Below are 26,794 nucleotides of genomic sequence, written 5' to 3'. Positions count from 1 at the left end.
CTATCACAAACAAATTATACAAAAGAAACCGTTTTATTTCAATACTTTGATGCATAAAAAAGAACATTTCCTGTTAAGCCAACAGGAAATGTTCTATCAGGCTTTAATTGTTGTTCAAGACTTCAGGATAGTGTTCCTTACAAATATCATGACAACGGTGGCACAGGAATTCATCTTCAGAGAGTTTTATGCTGTCTTCCGTTGTTATACGGCAGCGTGTGCATACATCGCCCTGCATTCTTTCTACAAGAATCGATACATTCTCAAAATCAAGAATGCGTTCCTCATCCGGCTTTTCTTCTAAATCTTTGATGTTGATTTCAGAAGCGATCAGTATTTGTCGGATATCACTGTTCAGGCTATCAATCAAGGCTTTCACAGACTGAGAAGCAAAAATCGTTGTTTTCGCTTCAAAATCTTTACCGATGATTTTGTTTTCACGCGCTACTTCATTCGCTTTAAGCACTTTGTCCCGTAATGACATGAAGGCGCTCCACTGATCCAGTAATTCCTTGGAGTCATCATATTCTTTCACTTCCGGGAATTCAGCTAATTGGACATAATCCTCCTCTTCTTCCAGATAACTCCAGATTTCTTCAGCTGTATGAGGAAGGATCGGGGTAAGCAGTTTAGTCAGGTCTCTCACGATATGATAAAAGACTGTCTGCATCGCACGTCTGTCATACGCATCCGGTGCGTCGATATAAAGGATATCCTTCGCAAAGTTAGCATAGAAATTAGAGACATCAAGGGTCAGGAAATGATTGATTTCTTTAAAGATATCTGAGAAATTGTAACGCTCGTAACCATCGATCACGTGTTCAACAGTTATATTGAGTTTATTCATTAGATACTGATCCACAGGTCTTAAGTCTTTATAGGCAATACTATCTTTATCGAAATTGAAATCTTCTGTATTTTGAATAAGAAAACGGATAGTGTTTCTGATCTTTCGATAGACTTCCGATACTTGTTTAAGGATATCCATACTTACCCTGACATCCGCCTGTGTATCCACACTGGAAACCCATAATCGGATCAGGTCGGCACCCATCTGCTTGATTACCTTGTTCGGATCAATGACATTACCGATGGACTTGCTCATTTTCTTGCCGGCACCGTCAAGAACCATCCCTTGAGACAAGACAGATTTATACGGCGGCACCCCGTTTATAGCTACAGAAGTGGTTAAACTGGAATTGAACCATCCACGGTATTGATCGGATCCTTCCAGATACATATCCGCCGGGAATTCCAGATTCTCCCGCTGACGAAGTACTGCATGGTGAGATGAGCCCGAATCAAACCAGACATCCATGATGTCGGTCTCTTTTTCGAACTGGCCGTTGGGGCTCGACGGATGCTCGAATCCTTCAGGCAGAAGGTCTTTAGCTTCTCTTTCAAACCAGACATTGGATCCATGTTCCGCAAATAGTTCAGCGACATGTTCAGTTAATTCCGGAGTTATGATCGCTTCGCCATTTTCACCATAGAAAATCGGCAGAGGGACGCCCCAGGCCCGTTGTCTGGAAATGACCCAGTCGCCACGGTCTCTGACCATGTTATAGATACGCTGCATACCCCAAGGCTGCAGCCAGTCGACATCCTGGATCGCATCAAGAATATCTTGCCTGAAATCTTTGATCGAAGCAAACCATTGTGGCGTTGCTCTAAAGATGACAGGTTTTTTTGTACGCCAGTCATGTGGATAACTATGCGTAAAGAAGTCGAGTTTCAGTAAGGCATCGTTCTCGTCCAGCCATTCAGTGATCGTCTTATTGGCCTTGTCGTAGAATATCCCTTCAAGACCGGGAGCTTCATCTGTAAATAAACCTTTGCCGTCAACAGGTGAAAGGACTGGCAAGTCGTATCTCTGACAGACGATATAGTCATCTTCACCATGACCGGGAGCAGTATGGACTAAGCCCGTACCGTCTTCCAGAGTAACGTGATCACCAATAATCAGCATTGAATCTCTATCGTAGAATGGATGTTTAGCAGTGATGCCTTCCAGGTCTTTCCCAGGGATCTCTTTAAGCAGTTCCACTTCATCCCAGTCCAGCGTTTCAGCTACTTTATCAGCCAGTTCAGCTGCGACGACAAATTTTCTGCCGTCCGCTTCATAGACACCATACTTGGCATCAGGTTTCACTGCGATAGCCAAGTTAGCCGGTAAAGTCCAAGGCGTTGTTGTCCAGATAACAAAAGATGTATCATTATCAAGGACATCATTGCCATCGTTCACTTTAAATGCGACATAGATATTTGGTGAACGGACATCATGGTATTCGATTTCTGCTTCAGCAAGTGCTGATTCACTGGAAGGTGACCAGTATATCGGTTTTAATCCTCTGTAGATATAGCCTTTTTCCGCCATTTTTCCAAATACACGGATCTGTTCTGCTTCATAGTCTTTAGTCAGTGTCACATATGGGTTATCCCATTCTCCAGCTACACCCAAGCGTTTAAAATCATCGCGCTGCTTATTGATCTGCTTCCAGGCATAGTCTTCACAGAGTTTTCTGAATTCTGCTATGGACATTGACTTTCTGTCTACACCCGTATTGGTAAGGGCCTGTTCAATAGGCAAACCGTGCGTATCCCAACCGGGAACATAAGGTGAACGGAAGCCTGACATGGATTTATATCGCACAATGATATCTTTAGAGATTTTATTCAAAGCATGGCCGATATGGATATTACCATTCGCATATGGCGGTCCATCGTGAAGGACAAAAGATGGCTTATCCTTATTAAGCTCCTGTCTCTGGTTGTAGATATCCTGTTCTTTCCATTCCTGTTGTCTTTCTGGTTCTTTGTTAGGTAAATTTGCTCGCATTGGGAATTTCGTTTTAAGCAAATTCAATGTTTCTTTCATTTCCATTTCATCACCCTCGATATTAGATTTTTTATGCAAAAAAAAGATCCCATCCAAAAGGACGAAATCTTCGTGGTACCACCTTAGTTTGAAAAGCATACTTACTTTTCCTCAGCCCTTTAACGCGGGAAAGCGCGGACAACTACTAACTTCATTATCCGTTGACTTGAATGATCGATCATAGTTTCCACTTGTCAAAATCTCAGCAGCATTTGACTCTCTGTTAAGCTTTCACTAAGAAAGGTGGTTCAAGATTTTCTGATTATTCTATTAGGGAAGTTCCACTGCCGGCGTCATGCCTTCTTCATATTCCTCTTCCACAGACACTGATGTTTCAGACTTCTGTATAAAATCAGCAGGTTTTTCTTCATCGCCTTTTTCATCCAGTTCTTTTTTCACTTCTTTGATCGTTTCTATTTCAGGTTGTTCGGAAGCTGGCGGTTGTAATATATCATCCCACTCTTCTTTTTTCACTAACTCCAATTGAGATTCTATCATTAATTGAAGTCTTTGTCTAAAGATTCTGCTCTGTTTTCTTAGTTCTTCTGTTTCCTGTTCGATTTTACGTGCTTTATTCACTGCATCTTTAAGCAGCTCATCGGCATTATTTTCTGCTTCATGTTTAAGGTTGGACGCTTCTGTGCTCGCTTCTTTAGCGATCATTTCAGCTTCTTTTTCAGCATTGAGTTTTAATCTGTCAGCTGCTTCCTGAGCGACAAGGATCGATTTATTCAAGGAGTCATGCATCTGATCATAATTAGCTAATTTTTCTTCAGCTAAATCTAATTTTTTCTCTGTTTCTTTTTTCTGTTTTAAAAGCATTTCATAATCTTTTATGATCTGATCGAGATAGTCGTTGACCTCATCCTGATCATACCCTCTCATTCTAACAGGAAACTCTTTGTTATGTATATCCATTGGTGTTAATGCCATGGATCGACACCTCCATAATTATTTTTTCCCTTAAATTATTAAACAATATATTAAAAGTCTAAAAACTCAAAGTTTATCTGTTTCGATCAAGCACACCTAATTTTAATCTGATTTTCTCTTTCTTTGTTTTTCCTTCAATCGCTTCTAAGCGTATTCGACCGTATCCGCGGATGGATACGACATCATGTATCCCTAAGACAATATCCGGTCTTTCTGTTTCATTCCAGTTTACTTTTACTTTATTTGATCCAATCAATTCTTTAGATTTTTGCCTGGAAACATGAAAGACACTTGCTAATACAACATCCAGCCGTAGTGAAGAAACAATTTCGTATTTCTCTTCCCAAGAATCTTTAGGAATGAGAATATCTGTATACGATACTTCTTCAATCTGAATGGTTATGTTACCTATTTTAGTCAGTGATGAAATCAGGTACTGCAGGATGGAACCCTCTGCAAAAAACTGCCAGTCTTCACCATCTGTGATAATATCTCCGATCATTTCCCGTTTGATGCCAGTCCCCATAAGTGTTCCCAGAATTTTCCCATGAGATAAATCAGCAAACTTCTTAGGATAACGGATTTCAGCGATTTTAATTTCAAAATCATTCTGGGAAGGTTCGAAATAGGGTGGTGAGAGAAACAGCCGTTTTCTTTCAGCCGTTTCATATCCACCAAACGACACAGCCCTTACTTCGCTGTGCTGGCCAATGATCGATTCTACGATATAGTGTTCTCTAGGATCTAAAAAGGGCGTAAGGTAAGGAGAATATTGAAATTCCACCTTTTGGACCCAATCCATCACCTGGTCGATAAAGTGTTTCTCATCTTCTCTGAAATGCTGGTATAAGTCTTCCATCTGATCATCATCCAATTTGTATTAAAAGATTAATAATAAACTCAAATACAGCGATCACGCCGTACTCTATAAATGTCAGGGCAAAGAATGCCACGATCCCGGCTAAACTGATCATCCCGATAGGCGGAACAAACTGACGGAAAATCCCGACATAGGGTTCACAGATCCGTATAAGAAACTGCCCCAGTTTCGACTGGTAGCCACCGGGCATCCAGGACAATAGAAAATAAACGACTAAAGCAATTCTGTACAAATCGATCCCTTGCATGATCAAACTGTAGACTGCTGATAATATTTGTACTAACATAGTAACTTTTGGAACTCCATTCTAATTAAAAATCAGTATTTTTTAATACCTGCAGTTCTGAACCATCGACTTCAAATGACTGCGGTGTACAGATAAATATTTCTTCACCTAACCGTTGGATATCTCCTTTAATGGCATATGTCGTTCCCATTAAGAAATCAAGCATTTGCTTGGCCTGTTCTTTTTCCATTCTTCTGAAATTCAGAATGACAGACTGATTGTTCAGCAAAATATCAGCAATTGATTGAACTTCAGAGTATAAACGAGGTTCAACCACTTTGATTCTAGGTTTTTTTATAGCCTGCTGCTGATTGATTGCTACAATATTTTGATTAGTTCCTTTATGGCTGACTTTTTTGTTGCCCGATGCTGCTAAAGGAGCTGATGACTTCTTCGTCTCTTTTTCAGGTGGCATGACTGATGTCTCATATTCCATGTCATCGTCTGTATCGTTCAGAGAAAAATAATCATTGAATTTATCCTTTAAACTCATTTATACTCTTCCTTTCTAGTGACCTATTTGCGTCTTCTTCTAAAGAAAGGCGGTGTATCCATTTCCTCATCATTAGATCTATCTTCTGCTGAATCTTCACGATCAAAGAGATTTTTAGATGAATCTGATTTGCTTTCAGCTTTTTCATCTAAGTCTGCATTGTGTCGATCTCTGAGATTTGGTTCTTTGCGGATATCCCAGTTGCCGAAGGGATCTTTTTCTTTATTAGAAGCGGGGGTCTGTCTCGCTGATTTCTGTTTTGTCTGTTTTGACTGAGATCCTCGTTTTTCTGGATCGATCCCTGTAGCAATAACGGTGACCACGACTTCATCGCCCAGTTCTTCATTGACTGATGTACCAAAAATAATGTTCACTTCATTTGTTGCGGCGGCTGATACGATATCAGAAGCATCTTGTGCTTCAAACAGTGTCAAGTCGGACCCGCCTGTAATATTTAACAGTACGTTTTCGGCTCCGTCCAGAGAGACTTCCAGCAATGGAGAAGAGATAGCTTTTTTAGTCGCTTCTGCTGTTCTGTTTTCTCCCGTAGCTGTTCCGATCCCCATCAAGGCTGAACCCTGATTTTCCATAACTGTTTTGACATCAGCAAAGTCCAGGTTTACATAGCCGGGATTCGTGATCAAGTCAGAGATTCCCTGGACGCCTTGTCGCAGAACATTATCGGCTTCCCTGAAAGCTTCCATCATCGGCGTTTTCTTGTCGACGATTTCAAGCAGACGGTTGTTTGAAATCGTGACTAACGTGTCTACGTGTTCGCGCATGGAAGCAATGCCTTCTGCAGCAAACCGTCCCTTTTTAGGTCCTTCAAATGTAAATGGTCGAGTGATCACACCGACCGTCAATGCACCTTGTTCCTTCGCGATTCTCGCTACGATACCAGCTGCACCAGTACCCGTTCCGCCGCCCATGCCGGCCGTCACAAAGACCATATCAGCTCCGCTTAACGCTTCAGCAATGGCTTCTTCGCTTTCTTCAGCAGATTTCCTTCCAACTTCCGGATTGGCACCGGCACCCAGTCCGCGCGTCAATTTTGGCCCGAGCTGAATCTTTGTTTCTGCACTCATCATATCCAGAGCCTGCAGATCTGTATTTGCTACAATAAATTCAACACCCTGGACGCCATCCTCGATCATACGATTGACGGCATTACCACCTGCTCCACCAACACCAATTACTTTTAATTTTGCTCCATTTGCAGCAAAAGAATCAAATTCTAAATCCATACTATTTTATCCTCCTGTAGAAAATATAAGTTATTAATCAAAGAAATGCGTTAAGAAATGTCTGATTTTATCTATAAAAGTTTCACTGTTTGCATCACTGGTTTTATTCGGTTTAGCATTCGCCTGCACAGGAGTTGTATCCTGATTTTTAACTATATTCTGAGACGGTTGCTCTTCATCGAATAACACATAATGATTCATCACTTCATGGACATCATCCATGTTTGCTTTGTAGTGGACTAACGAGATCGCATTCGTAAATGAAGGATAGCGTACCCCCATAAAGTCAGGGACATATTTCTTCACATGAACATTAAAAATCTCTTCAGCCAACTCTTCTATTCTGGGGATCGCTGATGTCCCGCCAGTCAGAATAATTCCTCCAGGAAGTTCCAGCGCCCCGATTTCATCAAGCTCTATTTTGATCTGTTCGAATATCTGAGCTAATCTAGCTTCAATGATTTCAGCAATATACGATTCTTTGACCTGGACTGTCTGATCCTGTCCCACGACGTCTATTGATATAGACTGATCATTTTCTAAAGCCTCGTCATCAATAAAACCGTAACCGACTTCTCTTTTGATTTTTTCCGCATTTTTCATTGAGGTATTCAAGACGACTGAAATATCTTTCGTGATATTCGATCCGCCCTCTTTGATCATGCTGGAAAACTTCACCTGCTGATCATGAACAGCGGAAACAGTTGCCTGTCCGCCTCCTAAATCTATCTGTATGGTGCCGAAGCGTCTTTCATCTTCAGACATTATCAGCTCAGCCATTGCTTTAGGCTGAAAGAGCAGATCCTCAACAGCATATCCTGCATTATTCACACTTTTTTTAATGTTGTGCAGGACAGTTTTTGATACAGTTAGTGCGGTACCGTAACACTCGACCTGATTTCCGACCATTTTCCTCGGATCCTTGATTCCGTCAAAACCATCTACAATAAATTCCTCGATCATGACTGATAAAAGTGTCTGGTCCGAGGAAACTTTTTTCTCGCGGATCTGTTTGACCATATTTCCAATCACTTCATCATTGACTTCCTGGTTGGCGCTAGAGACATCAGCATTTACATGAAAGGGATTGATTTCAATATTTAATGCAGGTACGCCTACGATCAGAGAATCGATCGTCACCCCAGCTTTTTCTTCAGCTTGATTCACAGCCTTTCTGATCGACTGGGCTGTTTCATCTATGTCAATAATCAAGCCTTTACTTATACCGTTTGTTCGTTCACTTCCAACTCCAATAACATTCATCTGACCATTCAATACTTCAGAAACAATGACTTTAATTGAAGTGGTTCCAATATCCAAACTTGTATAAACACCATTTTTCAATTTATTGAAACCTCCTATCTTCAATATCTTACTGTTCATATTGTCTTTTAAAGATTATATTTTTTTTAAAGTTATTACTCCAATTCATTTTACCATAAAATGACAACTATAATGAAGAGTGTTTACTGATTTATCAGTATTTTTCGATTACTTTTATGTAACAAAGGAAAATGACCTGTATACATAAAAAAAGCAAGAGTGAATCAAGTTGTCCACCCTTGCTTTTTACTCGAAATCTTCTATTTTTTCAGACTCTTCCTCAGTGGAAAACGGAATAAAGTAAGCTCCTGCTTCCAAATCGAATAGGCCCTTTCTATTTTCAACAGCCTCTTTCATTCCCTGATAATAATTTAACCGATCCGAAAAATTTGGGACATTCACAAGCACTTCATTCCCATCATTCATAAAGACACGAACCAGCAGTCTGTTCCGTTCATTATTCAAAAAGTCGATTTCGGAAATTAGAGCCTTAACCTCTTCATCCACTTTTTCATACTCGACGATTATCTTTTCCAGCGGCCGACCTTCTTCGAAATCGTTAAGTATGGGCTGACTGGAATGGATACGGGGCACAGTCTCATTTAAGATATCTCCATTTTCCAGTATCTTTTTGTACGAATTATCATTGGACAAGTAAGCGACCGTACTATATTCTTCGATCGTAATAGTAAAAGTCTGCATGCCCGTCAATGCTACTTCCGCCTTTTTGACCTGCGGGTTAGCTTCCAATATCCGCTCTTCTATCTCGTTTCTATTCAAATAATTTTCCCAGATAGACTGACCTGAACTTAAGCCGCTCGAGTCAAGGACCGCCTGGTCATAAACTTCCTCTGATCCCGAAACAGAAATATTTTCGATCAAACGATAGGGGCTGACGAAATAGAGTGAGAGAAGCGCCGCAGTTACAAAGAGCGTGACAACGAGCCCCCACTTCATCAGCCTTCTTTTGTCATTCTTCACATCAGCCCCAGTAGAGTCAGGAACAGCTTTCCCGTTTTCAGTTTTTATGAGATTCTGCTCTTTCTTACTCATTGTTCTATCTCCTAAGTTAGCTCGCTTTTCAACAGTTTTAAAATCGTCTCGATAATCAAATCTGAGGCATTAGGTTTACCTAATGCTCTTGATGCCTGACCCATTTCATCTCTTTTATACTTGTCGGTCATCAGCTGATCGATTTTATCGATCAGAACTTCCGACCTCAGTTCCGATTCTGTCAGCATAAACGCAGCCCCCTTGTCTGCAAGACTTTTGGCGTTTTTTGTCTGATGATCTTCTGTTACGTTCGGGCTCGGGATCAGTATACTCGGTATCCCTAACGCCGTCAGTTCGGCAAGCGTCGTGGCCCCGCTCCTTGAAACAACCAGAGAAACCGCGGCAAAAACTTCTGGTAAGTTATTGATGTAAGGAACGATTTTTACGTTACCTGATTCTTGGTCCGAGGCAAAAGCAGCGTTATGCCATTTTTCCATGATGGATTTATGATGATGTTTCCCGGTGATAAATAAGATCTGATATGGCTTTCTTATTAAATCAGCCCCACTGTCCAGTATCGTCTCATTTATTTTAAAAGCCCCCCGGCTTCCCCCAAAAATCAGGACGGTCGGTTTATCTGGGTCTAAATCATAGTCTTTCAAAATGTCTGTTTTCACTAATCCTGCGACTTCCTGCGCGCGGGGATTTCCGGTATAGACCACTTTGTCTTTATTGGGACCGAACTGTTCACGTGCTTCTTCAAAACAGATAGCGATCTTGGATACGTGTCTAGCAAGAAATTTATTCGTCAAACCGACCACACTATTCTGTTCATGGATGAGGGTCGGCACATTTAATTTAGCCGCGGCATAACATACGGGTGCACTGACATAGCCTCCGGTGCCGATAACGACATCAGGATCAAACCGTTTGACTAGTTTCTTGGCTTTAAATACAGAGGATAGAAAAAGTTTCACTGTATTCAGATTATACACTACACCCTTGAAACTTATATCTCTTTTAAACCCCTCTACTTTCAACGGTTCAAACATATATCCCTGTTCAGGTACAATCGTACTTTCCAGTCCGCGATGTGTCCCGACATATAAAATCTCAGCTGTGTTATCGAGTTCTTTCATCCTGTTCATCAATGCTAGAGCAGGGTAGATATGACCGCCCGTGCCCCCACCTGTAACTAATATTTTCATCCTGTTCGCACCTAAGTGCTTAGCCCCCCTTTGACTGACTGATCGATTTCTGTGACAGTTTGAATGAAGTCATTTCCACGTTCTTCAAAATTTCCATACTGATCCCAGCTTGCACAAGCGGGCGACAGTAATATGACGTCTCCATTTTCACTAGTTTCAAATGCTTGCCGGGTTGCCTCAGGTACCGTATCTGCAACTATAATAGTTTCGATATCAGCTTTTCTCGCTACTTCGGCCATCTGCTGCTTTGTTTCTCCGAACGTTACAATAGCTTTAACATGTTCCTTCAATAGAGGGATCAAATCATCAAGTGATTCTTTTCTGTCCAGTCCCCCTGCAACCAGAATGACAGGATCTGTAAAACCTTCCAAGGCATGAATCGTCGCTAATGAATTCGTTGCTTTTGAATCATTATAAAATCTTCTACCACTTACTGTGTCTACCAGCTGCATACGATGTTTAACGCCGTTAAAATGTTCAAATGCTGATTGGATATCTCTGTTATCCATACCTTTAAGCTTTGCAACAGCAACTGCCGCGAGTGCATTTTCCAAATTATGTTCTCCTGGAATCAACACTTTTTCTGTCGGCATGACGTCTTCACCATTGAACACGATCATCTCGTCTTTAATATACGCGCCGCTTTTCAATTCCTTTTTTCGTGAGAATGGAACCAGCATTGCCTCCGATGTACTTGTTACTAGATCAGTAAGCTCCTCTTGATCCCGATTAAACACGATGCAGTCTGAATCTGTCTGATTTTCTGTGATGGTCATCTTTGCATTCACATACTCATCACGTGTTTTATGATAATCCAAGTGAGCAGAATAAATATTAGTGATGACCGCAATCGAAGGATGAAATTTTTCCACCCCCATTAACTGAAAACTGGATACTTCCATGACTAAATCATCGATTTCTGATGACTCCTGAGCAACCAGACTGGCCGGGGTACCTATATTCCCCACTGCATAAGCCCGTCCTTTTGAGCGGTTTTCATTTAAAAGCGTTTCGATCATCATTGTTGTTGTCGTTTTACCATTTGTACCTGTAATGGCGATTATCGGGCTTTCAGATATTAAGTACGCCAGTTCGACTTCTGTAATGATTTTTATCTTTTTATGCAAAGCCTGCTTCACCAGAGGATTAGAGTAGGGAATGCCTGGATTTTTGACAATAAAGTCCAATGGTCTATCCAGAATATCCAGAGGGTGGCCTCCAGAAATCACTTCAATCCCTTTGTTTTTTAAATTCTGAGCTTCTTTATTATCGTTCAAATCTTTAAAATCATTGACAATGACTTCAGCCCCCAGCCGATCGAGCAGCAGCGCTGCATTATAACCAGAAACAGCAAGTCCCAGAACCAGAACAGTTTTATCTTTAAAATATTCTTTATTTTTCATAAAAAAACCCCTCATTCTTTATAACTAACCTATGTATAAGTGTACAGTGAATTTAAAAAAACTGGAAGTAGAAAAACTACTACCAGTTTTTGATTTCTTTATAAAATCAGCAGTGTCAAAAGAGAAGCTCCCAGGGTGATCAGTGAAAAGACAATGACGATCTTCCATTCACCCCAACCCACCATTTCAAAATGATGATGGATCGGACTCATCTTAAATAATCGTTTGCCTGTTAATTTAAATGATGTCACCTGCATCATGACGCTTGCTGTCTCTACGACAAATATAAGACCAATCAGCAGCAGCGTCCATTCCTGATTCAAGACTATCGAAACGGCGGCTAACCCTGCTCCCAGAGCAAGCGATCCAACGTCTCCCATGAATATCCGAGCTGGCTTTCTATTGAACAGAAAGAATCCGATCAAAGCACCCAGGATGGCACTTGTAAAAACAGCCACCTCATACTGCTCTTGAATGACGGCAATAACTGTGTAACTAAGATAAGCGATGAATCCTGTGGTGGTCAGAAGCCCATCTAAACCATCAGTCAAGTTTGTTGCATTGGAAAAACCGACCAGCCAGAAGAGTATGAAAAAGACATACAGGAAACCTAACTCCAATTCTGCTCCAAAAGGCAGAGCAACACTCTGAATGTCCAAAATCTGTGAAACACCGACATAAAATAGCACGGCTGCTGCTATTTGTCCGATCAGTTTCTGAAGGCTGGTCAGACCCAGGTTACGCTTCATCATTACTTTGATATAATCATCGATAAAGCCGATGCTTCCATACATTAACAATATGAAAGTAAGCAGGAAGACCAGCAAGCTGTCGACAGGTAATATTGCACCAAAGAGGAGCGCAGCAATCGAAACGGCTATAAGGATAGAGATCCCGCCCATTGTCGGGGTCCCTGATTTCACCTCATGCCATGAAGGCCCTTCTCCACGCGTCGTTTGCCCCAATTGCTTTTTTTTGAAAATCTTGATAAATACAGGCGTCAAACCTGCGACGATTGATCCACTTAAAATAAGCGGATAGAGTAATTGAATGCTCTGCACTATTTTTTTCCTTTCTTTCCAATAAAATTAGTCGTTCGGTGATAAAATCACCGTAAGTTTCGATTCGCTTTCTATAAAAGACTGAGGTGGGAGGTTTTGTGAATCGACAAACCCTTCCCCTTCAATCGTTACTTCAACGCCTGTCAGTTCTGATAGTTTCAGCACATCACTCTTAGGCCAGCCAGTTAAATCAGGTAATGTCATTGCACCGTTGGTCATCAGCATGATCCTGTCCGAATCACTCAACTCTGAATCGGCGATGGGATGCTGCTGTACGATCGTATCTCCCGATCCTATAATACTGAATGTTTTCCCTGCATCGCTTAATTTTTCAATAACCGATTGCGTGCTCTGTTGAATGAGATTCTCCATCGATTCAAATGTTTCTTCAAAATCACTGTCCAGTTCTTCAGCAGAATAGTACTCCAGCGCCCGTTTCATTACCGGATTAAAAACCTTCTGAACAACCTGACTGCCATGTCCAGCTCCGTTCAGAACAGGCTGCTGAACAGTCACATAGAAAATGAGTTCAGGATCTTCTACCGGGGCCATACCTACAACAGAGTACACATAATTCGAGCCTCCGGACAAGTAACGGCCATTTTCTCCTATCATCTGGGCAGTCCCAGTTTTCGCTGCTATTTCAAAACCTTCCACTGCATAACCTCTGGCTGTACCTACGTCACTGTACACTGTTTCGGTCAAATATTCAAGTGTTTGAGCGGCGGTTTCTTCAGATATCAAAGTGCTTGTTTCTGACGATTCGAATACTTCTTCTTCACCACTCTCTTTATCTATGACTTTTTTCACTAAATGCGGCTCGACCATATTCCCTTCATTAGTAATGGAAGAAAACGCACGAAGCATCTGAACAGGTGTTACAGAGATCCCCTGGCCAAACGAAGTGTTGGCCCTTTGCAAATCTCCGCCATAAGGGTTTGCTCCGCTGTATTCATTGGGCAAGGATATACCTGTCTTTTGACCGAAGCCGTAACTGTCCAGGTGTTTTTTCCATGTTTCAAAACCCATCTCCTGCACTTGATGCACAAAAGCTACGTTACTGGAACGAGCCAGTCCCTCTAGATAGGAGATGTTCCCCCAGCCTTCCGGTTTCACATCATGAACTGTCCCCCCGCCGATTTGAATCTTACCTGACTTGTAGTAATCATAAGGTCTGAACGTTCCTTCCTGAATCGCAGAAGCCAAGGTCAGCACCTTCATCGTCGATCCCGGATCGAACGTATACTCTGTCAGATAATTCTGCCAGGTCTGAGCTATACCTTCTTTTGTCGTCCCGTTAAATGTCGGACGCTGCGTAGTTGCAAGTATTTCACCTGTCTTGGCATGCATCAGCGTGGCTGTGAGGACTTCTGGTGTATGCTCCTCGCTGACATCTCCCACGATGCTTTCAAGAAAAATCTGCATACGTCTATCCAGAGTCAACTGAATATCCTTTCCATCAGTCGGCATTACTTCTTCGATATCCTGATTCGGAATGACATAACCGAAGCGGTCTCTCTGATATTCGATCCATCCATCTTCACCGCTCAATATCTCATCAAATTCTTTTTCCAGTCCCATCACGCCTGTAAGAGACTGGTCCTCTGGATCATCAGTATCTCTCTGGGCCAATCCTATCGTATGTGAAGCAAATATACCGTTGGGATAGAGTCTGCTTTTTTTCTCTTCAAAAGTGATCCCTGTCAGTTCTGCATTTTCCAGATCTTCTTCGATCGCACTGACTATTTCATACGTCAGATTTCTTCCTACAGTGCCAAACTCTACTTGACTATTATCCATAGTCAGTCTGTCGAGCAGATTTTCTTCACTCATTGATAAATGTCTCGCCAACACTTCTGCAACGGCTTCCGGTTCCTGAATGTGAATCGGGCGCTTTGGTGTAGACCATTCATCAGTCAAAACAGCAATCATCTTATAAGAATTGGCATCCATTGCAATCGGATTGCCGCTGGAATCGTATATCGTTCCACGGTTGGCTTGCAGAGTCTTGTTACGGGTGTATAGCTTGTGCACGTTCGATACGAGATTTTCGCCATTGACTTCTCCTGTAACCATTATCCATGCAAAACGCGAGAAAACACCGAGAAACAATATAAAACAAAAAATATACAGCATGATCGCTATATATTTTCTATTACGAAAGGGATTCGATTCTTTTAGTTTTCTCTTTATCTGTTTCATTTAAATACATTCCTGATCTGTTCTTCATTCATCTTAAGATCATTTTCTTTAGCAATAGAATATACACGGTCATAGCGTGAGAGCTCCTGAACATTCTGTTCAAAATTACTGTTCTCCACTTGTACCATCGCGGCCTGTGCTTCTATATCCTGGATACTTCTGTTCGTTGTTGATACCTGCATGGATAAGGCGATATGCCCCACGGCCATGCCGAAAAGAACAACTCCAAACAGACTGCTCACCGCCATCTCCATGCGGGTCAGTCCTTTTTTATGTAGTCTTTTTTTACTCTCTCTCGTTTCGTTCGTTTTCGGCTGTTCTATCGGCTGAACTTCATTCACGAACTGTCTAGCCAAATTATCGTTCATCATTGGTAACCTTCTCCTTTCTGCAAATGATTCAGATATGCATTATTTTTCTCTCTGTTTTTCAGCAATCCTAAGTTTAGCACTGCGTGAGCGGTTATTATTATCCAGCTCTTCTTTAGAAGGCAATATCGGCTTTCTGTTTATTATTCTCAATATGGGCTGCTTGTTATCCGGGATGACCGGCAGTCCGCGAGGCAAATCGGGCAGTTCCGAATAACTCTTATATAATTGTTTCACTATGCGGTCTTCTAAAGAATGGAAGGTGATAGCGCTGATCCGTCCACCGACATTGATCATATCCACGGCCTGTTCAAGTGAATCTTCCAATGCTCCAAGTTCATCATTGACTGCTATTCGTAATGCCTGAAACACACGCTTGGCCGGATGTCCGCCTTTTCTTCGGGCTGGCGCTGGAATAGCGTCCTTTATAATATCCACTAAATCATGGGTCGTATCGATCGGTGCTTCTGTTCGGCTGGCTTCTATCTTCCGGGCAATTTGTTTTGAGAATTTTTCTTCTCCATAGCGGAAAAATATGCGGACCAGATCACTGTAGTCCCAATGATTTACAATGTAGTGAGCCGTCAGTTCCTGCGTCTGATCCATCCGCATGTCCAGCTGAGCATCCTTATGGTAACTGAAGCCTCTTTCTGTCACATCCAGCTGAGGAGATGAAACCCCCAAATCATAAAGGATGCCATCTACCTTGTACACATTTTCTGCTTCCAGTGCGCTTCTCAGATTTCTAAAATTATCATGAATAAATGTCAGTTTCCCGCTTTCGAGTTCATCAGTCAATAACTTGCGCGCATTATCAATAGCAGTCATATCCTGATCAAAGGCATATAAATGGCCCTCAGAACTCAATTTACTTAAAATAAGGGCTGTATGTCCTGCTCCACCTAGCGTACAGTCAACATAGATTCCATCGGGTTTTATATCGAGCCCTTCCACGGTTTCATTCAAAAGTACTGTCTCATGTTTAAATTCTGCCATTTTCATACTCCTCTATCAACTTTGTGTTAGAATCCAAAGTCAATCATTTCTTCAGCAATGTCTTCAAATGATTCATTTGCATCTTCCGCAAACGATGTCCAGCGGTCTTCGCTCCATATCTCTATACGATCCGACACGCCTATGATAAAACACGCCTTTTCAAGCGAGGCATGTTCAATCAATGTATTGGGTAAATTTATGCGGCCCTGCTTGTCCAGAGAACATTCAGTCGCTGCTGAATACAGAAAGCGTGTAAACGCTCTCGTTTCTTTTTTGGCAAGCGGGAGCTGTTTCAGCTTTGCTTCCAGTTGTTTCCACTCTTCAAGGGGGTATCCGAAAAGACAGCCGTCTAATCCTCGGGTCACAATGAAAGTTGTACCCAAATCATCTCTGAATTTTGCAGGTACGATCAGGCGTCCTTTTGTATCGATTGTATGTTTGTATTCACCTAAAAGCATTTCACTGCCCCCTCCCCCACTTATATGTTAAAGTCTACCACAATTCCCCACTTTCCACCACATCATTCCAAGTGAAAACACAGAATTTTTCCAGAAAATAAAAAAAACCTAGCCACTGACACCAATGGCTAGGGAACGCATGTTTATTAAAGTTTCATGACTACATATTTGTTCAATTTACCCACTGATAAATCATCCATATCCCAGTACTGACATAGAATAATAGACAGGTGATAAAAACGATCCGCCACCATATCCTGAAAAAAAGATACAGCTTCAGTTCTTTCTCGTAAAAAGTATAGTAACTGGCCAAAAGGATCCCCAGCAGCGAGATGACGAGGGTAAAATAAGGTATGAGATTGACAGGGACATACAGCTGACTCATAATGAACAGGAGCAGCAGCATATATGGAATAATGAGATCCACTACTTTAACCGATAGCCGCAGCAGTTTAAATTGTCTGTTGATCCATTTGGAAAAAAGCAATATTGCGAATGGCAGGGAATAAAAGCCGATCAATGGGAGTAAATCTGACAGAGTATTCACACAGTCACTTCCGTTTCTTGTCAAATATAGAGGGTACTACTACTTATATGTAAATCATACCATACCGAAAATCAAAAAAGTGTTTATGAACAAGAGTCATAAACACTTTTTATATAATTTAATTTCATCCTGAAGACAGATTAAATTATCCTTCTTTGTTGATTACCTCTTTGCCTGCGTAATGTCCGCATGAAGGGCAAACGTGGTGATTACGTTTAACTTCACCACAATTAGGACAATCACTCATGTTTGGAAGGTCCAATTTGATATGAGTACGTCTTTTCGCTTTTCTGCTAGTAGATGTTCTTCTTTTAGGTACTGCCATTTTCCAACACACCTCCTTAAAAGGGTTCGAATTCTATTGCTTACTCGTTATCTTCTTTGAAGAGATCTTTAAGTACTGCAAACCTCGGATCTCCTTCATCATTAGATGAATGCATATCATTGTTATGCTGATCTTCAGGCAAAACTACCCAATCTTTTCCACTTGGCATCTCATCTGACTCAAGCTCTTCCGCTGTGAAGATTTGACTAGGTTTGCTTGTCAATATAGCATCTTCGATGGGCTTCTTAAGATTCAACGTATCGGTGGATAAGCGTTCTGCCAGTTCCTCTTCTGCAAACTGTTCCAGACTGACAGGAGAGTCAGGGGCCAGGTAGATTTCCGAAAATGGAATAGTCATTAACACTTCAACAGGTTCTAATGAGCGTGAAGAAGGCAATGTCACTTTCACTTTCACCATCAAATCAACATAATAAACAGATTTCTCATCAACCGTCAAGCTCCCCTGCAGGGAAACTGGACTTGCCGCCAGGATATCATTATCTCTTTCTTTCAATGACTTTTCCAGATCGACAGCTCCATTTAAAGTTAAAGGAGAATCCTGATATTTTTTCAATTCATTTAATGCCCATTTTATTTTCATAGACTTCACCTCAGTGTTAAACGTCTTTTGTCAATTCATGTCACAGGCATAAACATCATTACTGTAAAAAGTTTTCACTTAATTGAGCAACAAAAATAATTATACAAGTTTAAACGGATAATGTCAATCCATTTTTACAGGCTTTCTTTTATAATCCTGACTTTTTATGCTGTCTTGATCAGCCAGCCTGTAGACTTCACCTACTGTAATATCATATCCTACCAGATCGTTATTTTTTTGACTGATATTTGTGACCAGCGGTATCTCTAACTCCCGCTTAATCTCTCTCAAGTATGTTTGCCCAGAGGTGTTAAAGCCCAGTAACCGGATATAATCGATTTGATCTGTTCTTTTGTCCATTTCTTCTTTTGACTGGTCGAGGAGAATATAAAAACATAAGCGCTGCAGTCTGGTCCAGGAAAGCTGTTTAGTCTTGAGTGCAGTCAGGAACTCATGCATATTTCCAGCATCCTTTATCAAAGCCTTCACTCTGTACTCAAACCCCTGTTCCATTAAGTAAATATGACTTAATTCCTCCAGCGATGTTGTCATGATCCTGTACTTCAAATACGGAAAGAAATCGTCCCATTTGATCAGTTTGCTATGTTCTAAGCTGACTTTTGTGTCTTCCGGAAAAGGCAGGTGCTGGTTATCTTTCCAATCATCAGATGAAAACAGCATTTTTCTGATCGCTGTTGCACTGGCTATTTCCTCATTCACTCTGATTTCTTGATCATGATAGTGACTGCTCCTTCTTCTGACAGTTTCGATAGCGATGGAACAGTTTTTCTTCTGCAATTCTTTAGCGTAGGCAAACCCTAGAATATTATTCGGCTGAGCAAGATCCAGCTTGATCTCTGGAACGTGTTTGGAAAGAAGGCGGCTCATATTTTTGGCATAAGTAAGTTTCTGCTGCTGTTCTTTCTGGAACAGCGCATCGATTTCCTGCTCTTTCTCCAAATAGACTTGAGCAGAAATAAGAAAATCAGAACCCTCACCGGATTCACTTCCAAAACTCAGCACATCTATCCCCATAAGTTCCAGCAGTTCGATCGCACCTTTAGCGAACAAATCAGCCGGCTGAACACTGAACGCCGCAGGTATTTCTAAAACAATGTCAGCACCATGATTAAGGGCAGCCTGAGCTCTCTGCCATTTGTCTATAATAGCCGGTTCACCTCGCTGAAGAAAATTCCCGGACATGGCTACAACCAGGACATCGGCTCCTGTTTTCTTTTTTGCCTCTGCCAGCTGATATAAATGCCCATTGTGAAAGGGATTATATTCAGCAACGATACCACATACTTTCATAAACGAACTCCTTACTTCGTACAGGCAAAGAACCAGCGTTTGCTATCGGTTTTTACTTCTTCTGTAAAGTCGGCACTGACTTCTATCTTTTGGAAGCCAGCTTCCTGCAGCAATTTTTTATACATATCCAGTGGATAGGTTCTTTCTTTATGTGTTTCTTCATATCGGTCATAGCAGTTATCATTACTATGAACAAAAAAAGATAATTCATGTTCCACCGAATAGGGTGCTTCCCCTTCAAAACTGTCCCACAAAAATACGATCCCATCAGTTTCAGCGTGAAAAGAGGTACTCAGGAACGCTTCGATCTGATAAATGGAGTGCACATCAAAAAGAAACATACCTTCTTTTTCGAGTTTGCTGTAAACTTCTTTGAATACTGCTAACAGTTCCTCCTCGTCTTTCATGTAACATAATGCATCACTGTAGCAGATGACATTCGGGTAGGCAGGCAGATCTTTCAGGTCTCTCATATCTCCTTGAATCAAGGGGAATATTAATCCGGCCTCACGTTGTCTGTTATATGCCAGACTCAGCATTTCATCGGACAAATCCAGTCCGGTTATATCATATCCGCTTTCTTTCAGCTTCAGCCCTAATATTCCGGTCCCGCTTCCCAGTTCCAGTATTATTTCTCCTTTAGGAATATATTTTCCTGTGTAATCCAGCCATTTCTCATATAAGCTGTCATCCATCAGATCATCATATACTTTAGCAAACCAGTTATACGTCATTAGTCCAGCCATTTCTCGATATCTACATACTCAGCATCTGACCAGAGGCGTTCCAGTTTGTAGAATTCCCGTTCCTCCTGATTGAATAGATGAACGATCACATCCCCTAAATCAATGAGTACCCATTTAGCATCGTCTTTACCTTCCACACGTTTAATTTCCTGATCGTGCTTGCCGGCTTCGTCTAAGATGCTTTCTGCAATAGCATTAAGTTGTCTGTCATTATTTGCATGTAAAATGACAAAATAATCTGCCAGCAGTGAAACATTTTTCATGTCAAGCGCGACGATATCCTGAGCTTGTTTAGAATCAGCCGCCTTCACTACATATTCTAGTACTTCCATTGGTGTTTGTGTCATACTTTCTCTCCTTAATTATCTACGACCCAAGCATTGTATGTTTCAACTGCCTTGGGATATATTTTGTTTTCTCTTTTCACTAAATGTTTCAGTGTTTGTCGGGTAATGTAAGAAACTGTTTTAACTAAATCCTTTTCTGCGAGTCTCCGGGCTTTATCTACGCCTCTGTGAGAACGTTTGGGTTCAATATAGTCAGCAACATAAATGATCTGTGCCACTTCTCCCATTGTTGGACTGCCGATAGTATGTGATTTTATGGCTTCAAGGATCTCTTTATCCTCAAGCTGATATTCATTTTTCATCAGTACGGCCCCGACAGGTCCGTGCCATATGTTACTCCCGAACTGGAGCATATCTAATTCCAGGTTCTCACTGATGATCAGATCACGCATTTCCGCATCAGGACGCTCCTTTGCATAATCATGCGCCAATGCAGCAACACTGACTTTCTCCATATCTATGTTGTATCTATCAGCGAGATATAAAGCAGTCTGTTCCACCCGCAACACATGTTTGTACCTGCGGTAACTCATAGACTCATGCATGAGGTCGACGAGTTCTTCTCTGCTTAAGCGGAGATACTTATTCTGGTATTCCATCTGAATTTTCTTCATTTTTATATAATCCTTTGCTTTCAATATAATTCTCTACTGCGGGAGGCACCAAATATCTGATCGAACAACCGTGTTTCACTTTCTGACGAATCAGCGTGGAACTGATGTCAATATTCGGTACATCGACACCGATGACAGGATAAGAGGTATCCAGATTATAATAAGGACGGTTGACTGCAACGAATTGAACCAGTTTTATGAGCTCATCGATTTTGTACCAGTTTTTCAAATCCTGGACCATGTCCGCCCCGATAATAAAGTAATAATCTACTTCCGGATTTTTTTGTTTAAGTTCAACGATGGTATCATATGTGTAACTTTTTCCTCCGCGTTTCAGTTCTGCATCTTCTATAGAAAAAGTATCATTGCCTTTCAAAGTCTCCGTCAGCATTGCGGACCGATATGTGCCATCAATGGTTTTCTTTACTTTCTTATGTGGAGGTTCTGCACTCGGCATAAACAGAATTTTTTCTAAATCAAGCTGATCCCTGACTTGCTCGGCTATGATTAAATGTCCCAAATGTGGCGGATTGAATGTTCCGCCCAAAATCCCGATTTTTCTTTTTGGGGATGCCCCGAACAATTCAGTTAGAACTTCCGGTTCAATGACATTTGCAACTTTATCGACCAACGCTCGTTCTCTCCTTTATGAATGATTGGATTTAGGCAGACGAGAAGAGTAGCGCTGATATTTTTCTTTGTCAGAAGGCTTAAACAACACTAATACCCTGCCTATTTTCTGCACGACAGTAATATCTGAGTTTTCTTCTATAAACTCAACAGCTTCAGTAGCTGTCCAGTCTGTGTTCTGGAGCAACTGGACTTTCATTAATTCTTTATTTTCGAGTGAATCTTCAAATTCCTGGACCATTTCAACGGTCAGTCCATTTTTTCCGATTTGGAAAATAGGCGTCAGTCTGTTTGCCTCTGATCTCAAGAATCGTTTTTGTTTACCTGTTAAATTCATATCCATCCTCTTTTCTGAGTATAAGTTCTTTAAATAAGCTGCTTTCTCATTGTAACGTCTACACCTTCCGGAGCCCAGCCGGCTACCGTGATATCTGCAGCGTCGATCGATACCCAGCCCAAGCCGCTGAAGACGATATCAGACGGTTCCTTGATTTTAAATTCATGACGCTTGAGTGCCGGGAAATCAGCAGCCGACTCAGCATTCGGAGGTGTAAGCAGTTCCCCTAACTGGTTCGCATACAATTCATCTGCTCTTTCTGTTTTTGTGCGATGAATATAAAGTTCATTCGATACATAACAGACAAAGGATTCTTTTTCTTCACCCATTAAGTAGTCAAAGCGAGCCAGTCCTCCGAAGAATAATGTCTGATTATCGTTCAACTGATAATTTTTCGGTTTCACTTCTTTTCTCGGTGTGACGATTTTTAAATCTTTGGCATCTAAAAAGTGTGACAATTGACTTTTTTGAATGATGCCGGGAGTGTCCACCAGAACTTTCTCATCATCTAATGGGATCTCGATTTTACCTAACGTCGTCCCCGGGAAATATGACGTCGTGATCGTATCTTCTGAATCCGTGGCGATGTTAATGATTTGATTGATAAGCGTCGACTTCCCTACATTCGTCGTCCCTACAACATATACATTTTTCCCCTGACGTTCCTTATCCAGCGCTTCCATGAAAGCTTCAACAGACGCTTTATTAAGGGCACTGATTAAATAGACGTTCTGAGGTCTGATACCATAACTGTGGACCTGCTCTGTGACCCATTGACGAAGTTTACCTTCCCCCAGCGATTTAGGCAGCAGATCACTTTTATTCGCTACGATAACGATAGGATTGTTCCCTGCAAATCTCTGGATACCTGAAATAATACTTCCGTTAAAATCAAATATGTCGATGACATTAACTATCAGTGCATTTTCTTCATTCAACTCGTGAAGCATATTCAAAAAGTCATCATCACTCAGTTCTATATCCTGTACTTCATTATAGTGTCTCAGACGAAAGCAGCGTTTACAGTACACAGGATCATCTGCGCTTTTTTTATCAAGGACAGATGCAGGGAGGTATCCTGATTTCGTTACGTCTTCTGACTGCAATACCGCTCCGCAGCCAATACACCTTAGTTCATTGTTCTTTAATTCGTCTGCCATGTATCGTATCTCTCCATTTCATTTCCGGATCTTTTTTTAACAGATAGTTCATTATCTTCAATTCTATAAATCTGTTCAAACGTGTGTTCCAGGCATCAGAATCTAGAATGGGCTTTACCAGTACCGTTTTTATGCCCGCCTTATTCGCCCCTCTTATATCAGTGATGACCTGATCACCGACCATCAGCCATTCGCTTTCAGAAAAAGGGTATTGCTCAAGAGCTTTTTTAAATCCTCTTGTTAACGGCTTAAGGGCGCTGGGTATAAAATCCAGTTCAAGGATACTTGCTACTTTCTTCACTCTTTTTCTGGAGTTATTGGATAAAATGACCACTTTGATATCATTTTTTTTCATTAATTTGATCCACGCGATCGTTTCTTCCGTTGCCTCCGGATTATTCCAGGCAATAAGCGTATTATCCAAGTCGGTCAATACAGCTTTGATATTTTCTCTCTTTAACTGTTCGGGTGTAATCTGATATATGGATTCAACCATCCACGTCGGCTTAAAACTACTCAACATATTTTCCCTCCTGACTGAAATCAACATGCACGAAAGGGGAGTTTCTAAAAAAAAGGAAGCACACAAAGCCCTTCCTTTTGTGCACTTCTTACTCTTCTGTAGATGTTGCGGGTTGGACCAGTTCAAGTATTTCAACAGCCACGTAATCGATATTATCGAATTCATAGGTCTGTTCTGTCGTGCGGTCTTCAAGCTCAAACATATTGGATTTATTATCATAGCGTACGATGCATTTTTCTTCACCATTTCGTTCAAAACGTCTTATTTGAACTTCATCCGACTGATCTTCACGCATTGCGTCCAGTCTTCTGATAATAGGTATAAGTTGGGATGGTTTCATTTGTTTTCCCCTTTCTCTTCTTTTGTCTCTTCACTTCTCCATTTTACCAGATTTCAGCTTAAATTACATCAGATGCACTGTGATTTCAACCGATTAATGTCACATATAGGTCTGCATCCGATTTTTTACTGTTTTTTCTAAATCACATTATGGTAAACTAATACGATATAGGAGGAGAAACTCATGAAAAAACCTATCCAATTTGATCTTAACAAACAAATAACAAACCTTGAAATCTCTAAAATCAGGCAGTTCGATGATCAGGTCAGCACTTTTGAACCACTGATCCGACTGACACTCGGCCAGCCAGATTTCCCCACTCCTGATCATGTCAAGGAGGCCGCTAAAAAAGCGATCGATTCTGATTTTTCATTCTATACACGGACTGCGGGTGACATCAAGCTTCGAGAGGCTGCTTCAGCCTTCGCAGCGGCTAAATATAACCTGTCATACGAACCGGAAACTGAAGTTATTGCAACCGTGGGGGCCACTGAGGCGTTGGCTACAACTCTATTTACCATACTTAATCCGGGGGATTATGTTCTGATCCCCTCACCTGCCTTTTCTCTATACGATTCACTGGTGAAGATGAGTCAGTCGATCCCGGTATACATGGATACATCTGGAACCGGATTTATGGTCACACCTGAACTGATCGAGGAAACGATTCGATCCCTGGATAAACCCCCTAAAGCTATAATATTAAATTATCCCAATAACCCAACAGGTACGACCTGGAACAAAGCTGAAGTCGAGGGTATCGCTCATACACTTTCAACATATCCTCAGATGCTTGTGGTCAGCGATGAGATATACAGCGAACTTGTTTATGACGACAGACATATCTCTTTAGGCGAACATCTCAGGGAGCAGACGATCGTTATCAACGGTCTGTCAAAATCGCACGCCATGACAGGCTGGCGTCTAGGTCTGATTTTCGCACCTCAGCCTATTTCTACTGAACTCGTCAAAACGCATCAGTCTCTCGTCACGAGTGCTTCGACTATTACTCAATTTGCTGGGATCGAAGCCTTGACAAATGGTCAGGATGACGCCCTACCGATGAAGACCGCTTATAAAAAACGTCGTGATGTCCTCATCCAGACACTTGAAAAATTGAATTTAAAAGTTACGGAACCTAAAGGGGCCTTTTATATATTTGCGGCTCTGCCAGAGGATATTCAAATGAGCAGCTACGATTTCTGCTACGGCTTTGCAGAGGAATACCGCGTAGCTATGATTCCCGGAGATGCCTTTGGAGCTGCCGGTGAAGGCTATTTCAGGATCAGCTACGCATCGAGTTTAGAAGATATCAAGACAGCAATGGTTCGGTTGACCGACTATGTAAATAAGTTAAGAGAATGAAGTTGGCAGAGAATCGAGGCTGGGAAGAGACTCCCAGTCTTTTTGCTTTTTGTAAAGACCTTTATACAAAAAACATCCAGATGACTTACTTAGTGTATGGTATCACAATCACTATTTGGTGAAATTAGCATTTATTGTTTCAATGGATTCCTAAAATGGGTTTTGAGACCACTTCCGGGAGACTTCCGGCGTCAACTGGTCACAATAACGTCAGAAGAATACTTTGCCTTGACTGAACCAAGAAAGAAGCTGGCGTTTATAATGACCCAAAAAAGTTAGACTTTTTGAGATCATTGTAAACGCCAGCTTCTTTAACTTCAAACACCAGTAACTATCTTATTCGTTTTCCCACCACAATTTGATCAGTGCCTGTGTCCCGTCTTCTGCGTGACCCAGCTGACTCAACTGCTCATATAACGCTTTGGCTAATTTAGTGGATGGTAAGTCCACCCCCATCTTCTCTGCTTCATCAAGCGCAATACTCAAATCCTTAATAAAATGTTTGACAAAAAATCCAGCTGTATAATCCTCTCTTAGTATCCGAGGAGAATAGTTCTCCAGAGACCAGTTTCCTGCCGCACCGCCGCTTAATGTCTTGACTACTTTGTCTAGATCAAGCTGAGCTTTTTCGGCGTAAACAAGCATTTCTGTCAGTCCCGTCATTGTGCCTGCGACCATTATCTGATTAGCCATCTTTGTATGCTGACCACTGCCGGCAGGCCCATGCAGTTCAAGCGACGATGAGAATAATTTGAAGATCTCTTTCATATCGTTGAATACCTGTTCATCCCCACCGGCCATTATCGTAAGTGTTCCTTTTTTCGCACCGAGGTCTCCACCGGAAACCGGTGCATCCAAGGCAGCTGCATGCTTCTTCCTTGCTGTCTGACTTATTTTTTCTGCCAGCGAAGGTGTACTTGTCGTTAAATCGATAAGGACTTTTCCCGTTACATTCGCCTTAAATATGCCTTTTTCTCCATAATAGACATCTTCTACGTCTATAGGATACCCTACCATCGTAAAAATGATATCTGATTTTTCCGCAACCTTCTGAGGCGTTTCAGCCCACACGGCACCTTTAGTTAAAAGTGTTTCCGCTTTTGCCCTCGTACGATTGTACACAGTCACAGCGTGATCATTTTCCAGCAAGTGTTCTACTACAGATTTTCCCATGACGCCTGTTCCGATGAATCCGATGTCAGTCATACGCTCACTCCTGTAT

Annotated in this window: 29 protein-coding genes; 1 reads left to right on the top strand and 28 read right to left on the bottom strand. The window is 41.5% G+C overall.

Translation table 11 applies throughout. From position 1 onward, the window contains the following. Window positions 1-103: 103 nt before the first annotated feature. The 27 genes from ileS to BM049_RS00395 all read right to left on the bottom strand — a co-directional run bounded on the left by ileS (window position 104) and on the right by BM049_RS00395 (window position 24,207). Window positions 104-2,884: an isoleucine--tRNA ligase gene (ileS, locus tag BM049_RS00525; protein ID WP_091528227.1), complete on the bottom strand. Its 2,781-nt coding sequence runs from the start codon at window positions 2,882-2,884 to the stop codon at window positions 104-106. A 264-nt stretch (window positions 2,885-3,148) separates the two neighbouring features. Beyond that, a complete protein-coding gene (locus tag BM049_RS00520) occupies window positions 3,149-3,811 on the bottom strand; it encodes a DivIVA domain-containing protein (RefSeq protein WP_091527799.1) in 663 nt (220 codons plus the stop codon). Window positions 3,812-3,884: 73 nt separating this feature from the next. Next, window positions 3,885-4,670, bottom strand: coding sequence for a YlmH family RNA-binding protein (locus BM049_RS00515; RefSeq protein WP_091527797.1), 786 nt, complete (start codon window positions 4,668-4,670; stop codon window positions 3,885-3,887). A gap of 7 nt (window positions 4,671-4,677) precedes the next feature. Beyond that, entirely contained in the window at window positions 4,678-4,977 is a 300-nt protein-coding gene (locus tag BM049_RS00510; RefSeq protein ID WP_091527795.1) for a YggT family protein, read from the bottom strand. A gap of 25 nt (window positions 4,978-5,002) precedes the next feature. Beyond that, on the bottom strand, window positions 5,003-5,470 hold the full coding sequence (locus BM049_RS00505; protein WP_091527792.1) for a cell division protein SepF: 468 nt from the start codon (window positions 5,468-5,470) through the stop codon (window positions 5,003-5,005). 23 nt (window positions 5,471-5,493) lie between these two features. Further along, complete coding sequence (gene ftsZ / locus BM049_RS00500) at window positions 5,494-6,714, bottom strand: cell division protein FtsZ (protein ID WP_091527791.1); 1,221 nt, start codon at window positions 6,712-6,714, stop codon at window positions 5,494-5,496. Window positions 6,715-6,747: 33 nt separating this feature from the next. Further along, window positions 6,748-8,058, bottom strand: a complete 1,311-nt coding sequence (ftsA, locus tag BM049_RS00495; RefSeq protein WP_091527789.1) for a cell division protein FtsA — start codon at window positions 8,056-8,058, stop codon at window positions 6,748-6,750. 225 nt (window positions 8,059-8,283) lie between these two features. Further along, a complete protein-coding gene (locus BM049_RS00490) occupies window positions 8,284-9,090 on the bottom strand; it encodes a cell division protein FtsQ/DivIB (RefSeq protein WP_091527787.1) in 807 nt (268 codons plus the stop codon). An 11-nt stretch (window positions 9,091-9,101) separates the two neighbouring features. After that, complete coding sequence (gene murG, locus BM049_RS00485) at window positions 9,102-10,238, bottom strand: undecaprenyldiphospho-muramoylpentapeptide beta-N-acetylglucosaminyltransferase (RefSeq protein ID WP_091527785.1); 1,137 nt, start codon at window positions 10,236-10,238, stop codon at window positions 9,102-9,104. Window positions 10,239-10,249: 11 nt separating this feature from the next. Further along, complete coding sequence (murD, locus tag BM049_RS00480) at window positions 10,250-11,641, bottom strand: UDP-N-acetylmuramoyl-L-alanine--D-glutamate ligase (protein WP_091527783.1); 1,392 nt, start codon at window positions 11,639-11,641, stop codon at window positions 10,250-10,252. 98 nt (window positions 11,642-11,739) lie between these two features. Beyond that, on the bottom strand, window positions 11,740-12,702 hold the full coding sequence (gene mraY, locus BM049_RS00475) for a phospho-N-acetylmuramoyl-pentapeptide-transferase (protein WP_091527782.1): 963 nt from the start codon (window positions 12,700-12,702) through the stop codon (window positions 11,740-11,742). Between the two features lie 27 nt (window positions 12,703-12,729). Continuing rightward, window positions 12,730-14,904: a penicillin-binding transpeptidase domain-containing protein gene (locus tag BM049_RS00470; protein ID WP_091527780.1), complete on the bottom strand. Its 2,175-nt coding sequence runs from the start codon at window positions 14,902-14,904 to the stop codon at window positions 12,730-12,732. Further along, window positions 14,901-15,275, bottom strand: coding sequence for a cell division protein FtsL (ftsL, locus tag BM049_RS00465; RefSeq protein WP_091527778.1), 375 nt, complete (start codon window positions 15,273-15,275; stop codon window positions 14,901-14,903). Before ftsL ends, BM049_RS00470 begins: the two co-directional genes overlap by 4 nt. A 39-nt stretch (window positions 15,276-15,314) precedes the next feature. Continuing rightward, window positions 15,315-16,268: a 16S rRNA (cytosine(1402)-N(4))-methyltransferase RsmH gene (rsmH, locus tag BM049_RS00460; RefSeq protein ID WP_091527776.1), complete on the bottom strand. Its 954-nt coding sequence runs from the start codon at window positions 16,266-16,268 to the stop codon at window positions 15,315-15,317. A 26-nt stretch (window positions 16,269-16,294) separates the two neighbouring features. After that, window positions 16,295-16,726, bottom strand: a complete 432-nt coding sequence (gene mraZ / locus BM049_RS00455) for a division/cell wall cluster transcriptional repressor MraZ (protein WP_091527774.1) — start codon at window positions 16,724-16,726, stop codon at window positions 16,295-16,297. A gap of 172 nt (window positions 16,727-16,898) precedes the next feature. Beyond that, window positions 16,899-17,273: a DUF3397 family protein gene (locus BM049_RS00450; protein ID WP_177188538.1), complete on the bottom strand. Its 375-nt coding sequence runs from the start codon at window positions 17,271-17,273 to the stop codon at window positions 16,899-16,901. 145 nt (window positions 17,274-17,418) lie between these two features. After that, the gene (gene rpmF / locus BM049_RS00445) at window positions 17,419-17,598 is read right to left on the bottom strand and encodes a 50S ribosomal protein L32 (RefSeq protein ID WP_091527771.1); all 180 of its coding nucleotides are present in this window, start codon (window positions 17,596-17,598) and stop codon (window positions 17,419-17,421) included. 40 nt (window positions 17,599-17,638) lie between these two features. Next, entirely contained in the window at window positions 17,639-18,199 is a 561-nt protein-coding gene (locus BM049_RS00440) for a YceD family protein (protein ID WP_091527770.1), read from the bottom strand. Between the two features lie 123 nt (window positions 18,200-18,322). Further along, the gene (locus BM049_RS00435) at window positions 18,323-19,510 is read right to left on the bottom strand and encodes a nucleotidyltransferase (RefSeq protein WP_091527768.1); all 1,188 of its coding nucleotides are present in this window, start codon (window positions 19,508-19,510) and stop codon (window positions 18,323-18,325) included. Between the two features lie 11 nt (window positions 19,511-19,521). Next, window positions 19,522-20,256 (bottom strand): class I SAM-dependent DNA methyltransferase, encoded by a 735-nt coding sequence (locus BM049_RS00430; protein WP_245751806.1) that lies wholly within the window; start codon window positions 20,254-20,256, stop codon window positions 19,522-19,524. After that, the gene (gene rsfS, locus BM049_RS00425) at window positions 20,244-20,603 is read right to left on the bottom strand and encodes a ribosome silencing factor (protein WP_245751805.1); all 360 of its coding nucleotides are present in this window, start codon (window positions 20,601-20,603) and stop codon (window positions 20,244-20,246) included. Before rsfS ends, BM049_RS00430 begins: the two co-directional genes overlap by 13 nt. An 11-nt stretch (window positions 20,604-20,614) precedes the next feature. Further along, the gene (yqeK, locus tag BM049_RS00420; RefSeq protein WP_245751803.1) at window positions 20,615-21,217 is read right to left on the bottom strand and encodes a bis(5'-nucleosyl)-tetraphosphatase (symmetrical) YqeK; all 603 of its coding nucleotides are present in this window, start codon (window positions 21,215-21,217) and stop codon (window positions 20,615-20,617) included. Further along, the gene (locus BM049_RS00415) at window positions 21,186-21,848 is read right to left on the bottom strand and encodes a nicotinate-nucleotide adenylyltransferase (RefSeq protein WP_091527765.1); all 663 of its coding nucleotides are present in this window, start codon (window positions 21,846-21,848) and stop codon (window positions 21,186-21,188) included. Before BM049_RS00415 ends, yqeK begins: the two co-directional genes overlap by 32 nt. Window positions 21,849-21,863: 15 nt before the next feature. Next, entirely contained in the window at window positions 21,864-22,184 is a 321-nt protein-coding gene (gene yhbY / locus BM049_RS00410; protein WP_091527763.1) for a ribosome assembly RNA-binding protein YhbY, read from the bottom strand. Between the two features lie 29 nt (window positions 22,185-22,213). Beyond that, window positions 22,214-23,344: a ribosome biogenesis GTPase YqeH gene (gene yqeH, locus BM049_RS00405; RefSeq protein ID WP_091527762.1), complete on the bottom strand. Its 1,131-nt coding sequence runs from the start codon at window positions 23,342-23,344 to the stop codon at window positions 22,214-22,216. Then, window positions 23,319-23,867, bottom strand: coding sequence for a YqeG family HAD IIIA-type phosphatase (locus BM049_RS00400; protein WP_091527760.1), 549 nt, complete (start codon window positions 23,865-23,867; stop codon window positions 23,319-23,321). The genes yqeH and BM049_RS00400 overlap by 26 nt, the downstream gene beginning before the upstream one ends. An 88-nt stretch (window positions 23,868-23,955) precedes the next feature. Continuing rightward, entirely contained in the window at window positions 23,956-24,207 is a 252-nt protein-coding gene (locus tag BM049_RS00395) for a YkuJ family protein (RefSeq protein ID WP_091527758.1), read from the bottom strand. 183 nt (window positions 24,208-24,390) lie between these two features. Here BM049_RS00395 and BM049_RS00390 point away from each other — a divergent pair, with 183 nt between their 5' ends. Next, complete coding sequence (locus BM049_RS00390) at window positions 24,391-25,572, top strand: aminotransferase class I/II-fold pyridoxal phosphate-dependent enzyme (RefSeq protein WP_091527757.1); 1,182 nt, start codon at window positions 24,391-24,393, stop codon at window positions 25,570-25,572. 336 nt (window positions 25,573-25,908) lie between these two features. Here the strand turns inward: BM049_RS00390 and BM049_RS00385 are convergent, their stop codons facing one another. Continuing rightward, window positions 25,909-26,778: an NAD(P)-dependent oxidoreductase gene (locus BM049_RS00385; protein ID WP_091527755.1), complete on the bottom strand. Its 870-nt coding sequence runs from the start codon at window positions 26,776-26,778 to the stop codon at window positions 25,909-25,911. Window positions 26,779-26,794 lie beyond the last annotated feature (16 nt).

Source organism: Alkalibacterium subtropicum (genome assembly GCF_900112455.1).
In the GTDB taxonomy this organism is placed as follows: domain Bacteria; phylum Bacillota; class Bacilli; order Lactobacillales; family Carnobacteriaceae_A; genus Alkalibacterium; species Alkalibacterium subtropicum.
This window is presented reverse-complemented; position numbering and strand designations above follow the sequence as displayed.

Coding starts and splice junctions, on each gene's coding strand:
- ileS (WP_091528227.1), bottom strand. CDS start 2,884: ATGGAAATGAAAGAAACATTGAATTTGCTTAAAACGAAATTCCCAATG.
- BM049_RS00520 (WP_091527799.1), bottom strand. CDS start 3,811: ATGGCATTAACACCAATGGATATACATAACAAAGAGTTTCCTGTTAGA.
- BM049_RS00515 (WP_091527797.1), bottom strand. CDS start 4,670: ATGGAAGACTTATACCAGCATTTCAGAGAAGATGAGAAACACTTTATC.
- BM049_RS00510 (WP_091527795.1), bottom strand. CDS start 4,977: ATGTTAGTACAAATATTATCAGCAGTCTACAGTTTGATCATGCAAGGG.
- BM049_RS00505 (WP_091527792.1), bottom strand. CDS start 5,470: ATGAGTTTAAAGGATAAATTCAATGATTATTTTTCTCTGAACGATACA.
- ftsZ (WP_091527791.1), bottom strand. CDS start 6,714: ATGGATTTAGAATTTGATTCTTTTGCTGCAAATGGAGCAAAATTAAAA.
- BM049_RS00490 (WP_091527787.1), bottom strand. CDS start 9,090: ATGAGTAAGAAAGAGCAGAATCTCATAAAAACTGAAAACGGGAAAGCT.
- murG (WP_091527785.1), bottom strand. CDS start 10,238: ATGAAAATATTAGTTACAGGTGGGGGCACGGGCGGTCATATCTACCCT.
- murD (WP_091527783.1), bottom strand. CDS start 11,641: ATGAAAAATAAAGAATATTTTAAAGATAAAACTGTTCTGGTTCTGGGA.
- BM049_RS00470 (WP_091527780.1), bottom strand. CDS start 14,904: ATGAAACAGATAAAGAGAAAACTAAAAGAATCGAATCCCTTTCGTAAT.
- ftsL (WP_091527778.1), bottom strand. CDS start 15,275: ATGATGAACGATAATTTGGCTAGACAGTTCGTGAATGAAGTTCAGCCG.
- rsmH (WP_091527776.1), bottom strand. CDS start 16,268: ATGGCAGAATTTAAACATGAGACAGTACTTTTGAATGAAACCGTGGAA.
- mraZ (WP_091527774.1), bottom strand. CDS start 16,726: ATGCTTTTAGGTGAATACAAACATACAATCGATACAAAAGGACGCCTG.
- rpmF (WP_091527771.1), bottom strand. CDS start 17,598: ATGGCAGTACCTAAAAGAAGAACATCTACTAGCAGAAAAGCGAAAAGA.
- BM049_RS00440 (WP_091527770.1), bottom strand. CDS start 18,199: ATGAAAATAAAATGGGCATTAAATGAATTGAAAAAATATCAGGATTCT.
- BM049_RS00435 (WP_091527768.1), bottom strand. CDS start 19,510: ATGAAAGTATGTGGTATCGTTGCTGAATATAATCCCTTTCACAATGGG.
- BM049_RS00430 (WP_245751806.1), bottom strand. CDS start 20,256: ATGGCTGGACTAATGACGTATAACTGGTTTGCTAAAGTATATGATGAT.
- rsfS (WP_245751805.1), bottom strand. CDS start 20,603: ATGACACAAACACCAATGGAAGTACTAGAATATGTAGTGAAGGCGGCT.
- yqeK (WP_245751803.1), bottom strand. CDS start 21,217: ATGAAGAAAATTCAGATGGAATACCAGAATAAGTATCTCCGCTTAAGC.
- yhbY (WP_091527763.1), bottom strand. CDS start 22,184: ATGAATTTAACAGGTAAACAAAAACGATTCTTGAGATCAGAGGCAAAC.
- yqeH (WP_091527762.1), bottom strand. CDS start 23,344: ATGGCAGACGAATTAAAGAACAATGAACTAAGGTGTATTGGCTGCGGA.
- BM049_RS00400 (WP_091527760.1), bottom strand. CDS start 23,867: ATGTTGAGTAGTTTTAAGCCGACGTGGATGGTTGAATCCATATATCAG.
- BM049_RS00395 (WP_091527758.1), bottom strand. CDS start 24,207: ATGAAACCATCCCAACTTATACCTATTATCAGAAGACTGGACGCAATG.
- BM049_RS00390 (WP_091527757.1), top strand. CDS start 24,391: ATGAAAAAACCTATCCAATTTGATCTTAACAAACAAATAACAAACCTT.
- BM049_RS00385 (WP_091527755.1), bottom strand. CDS start 26,778: ATGACTGACATCGGATTCATCGGAACAGGCGTCATGGGAAAATCTGTA.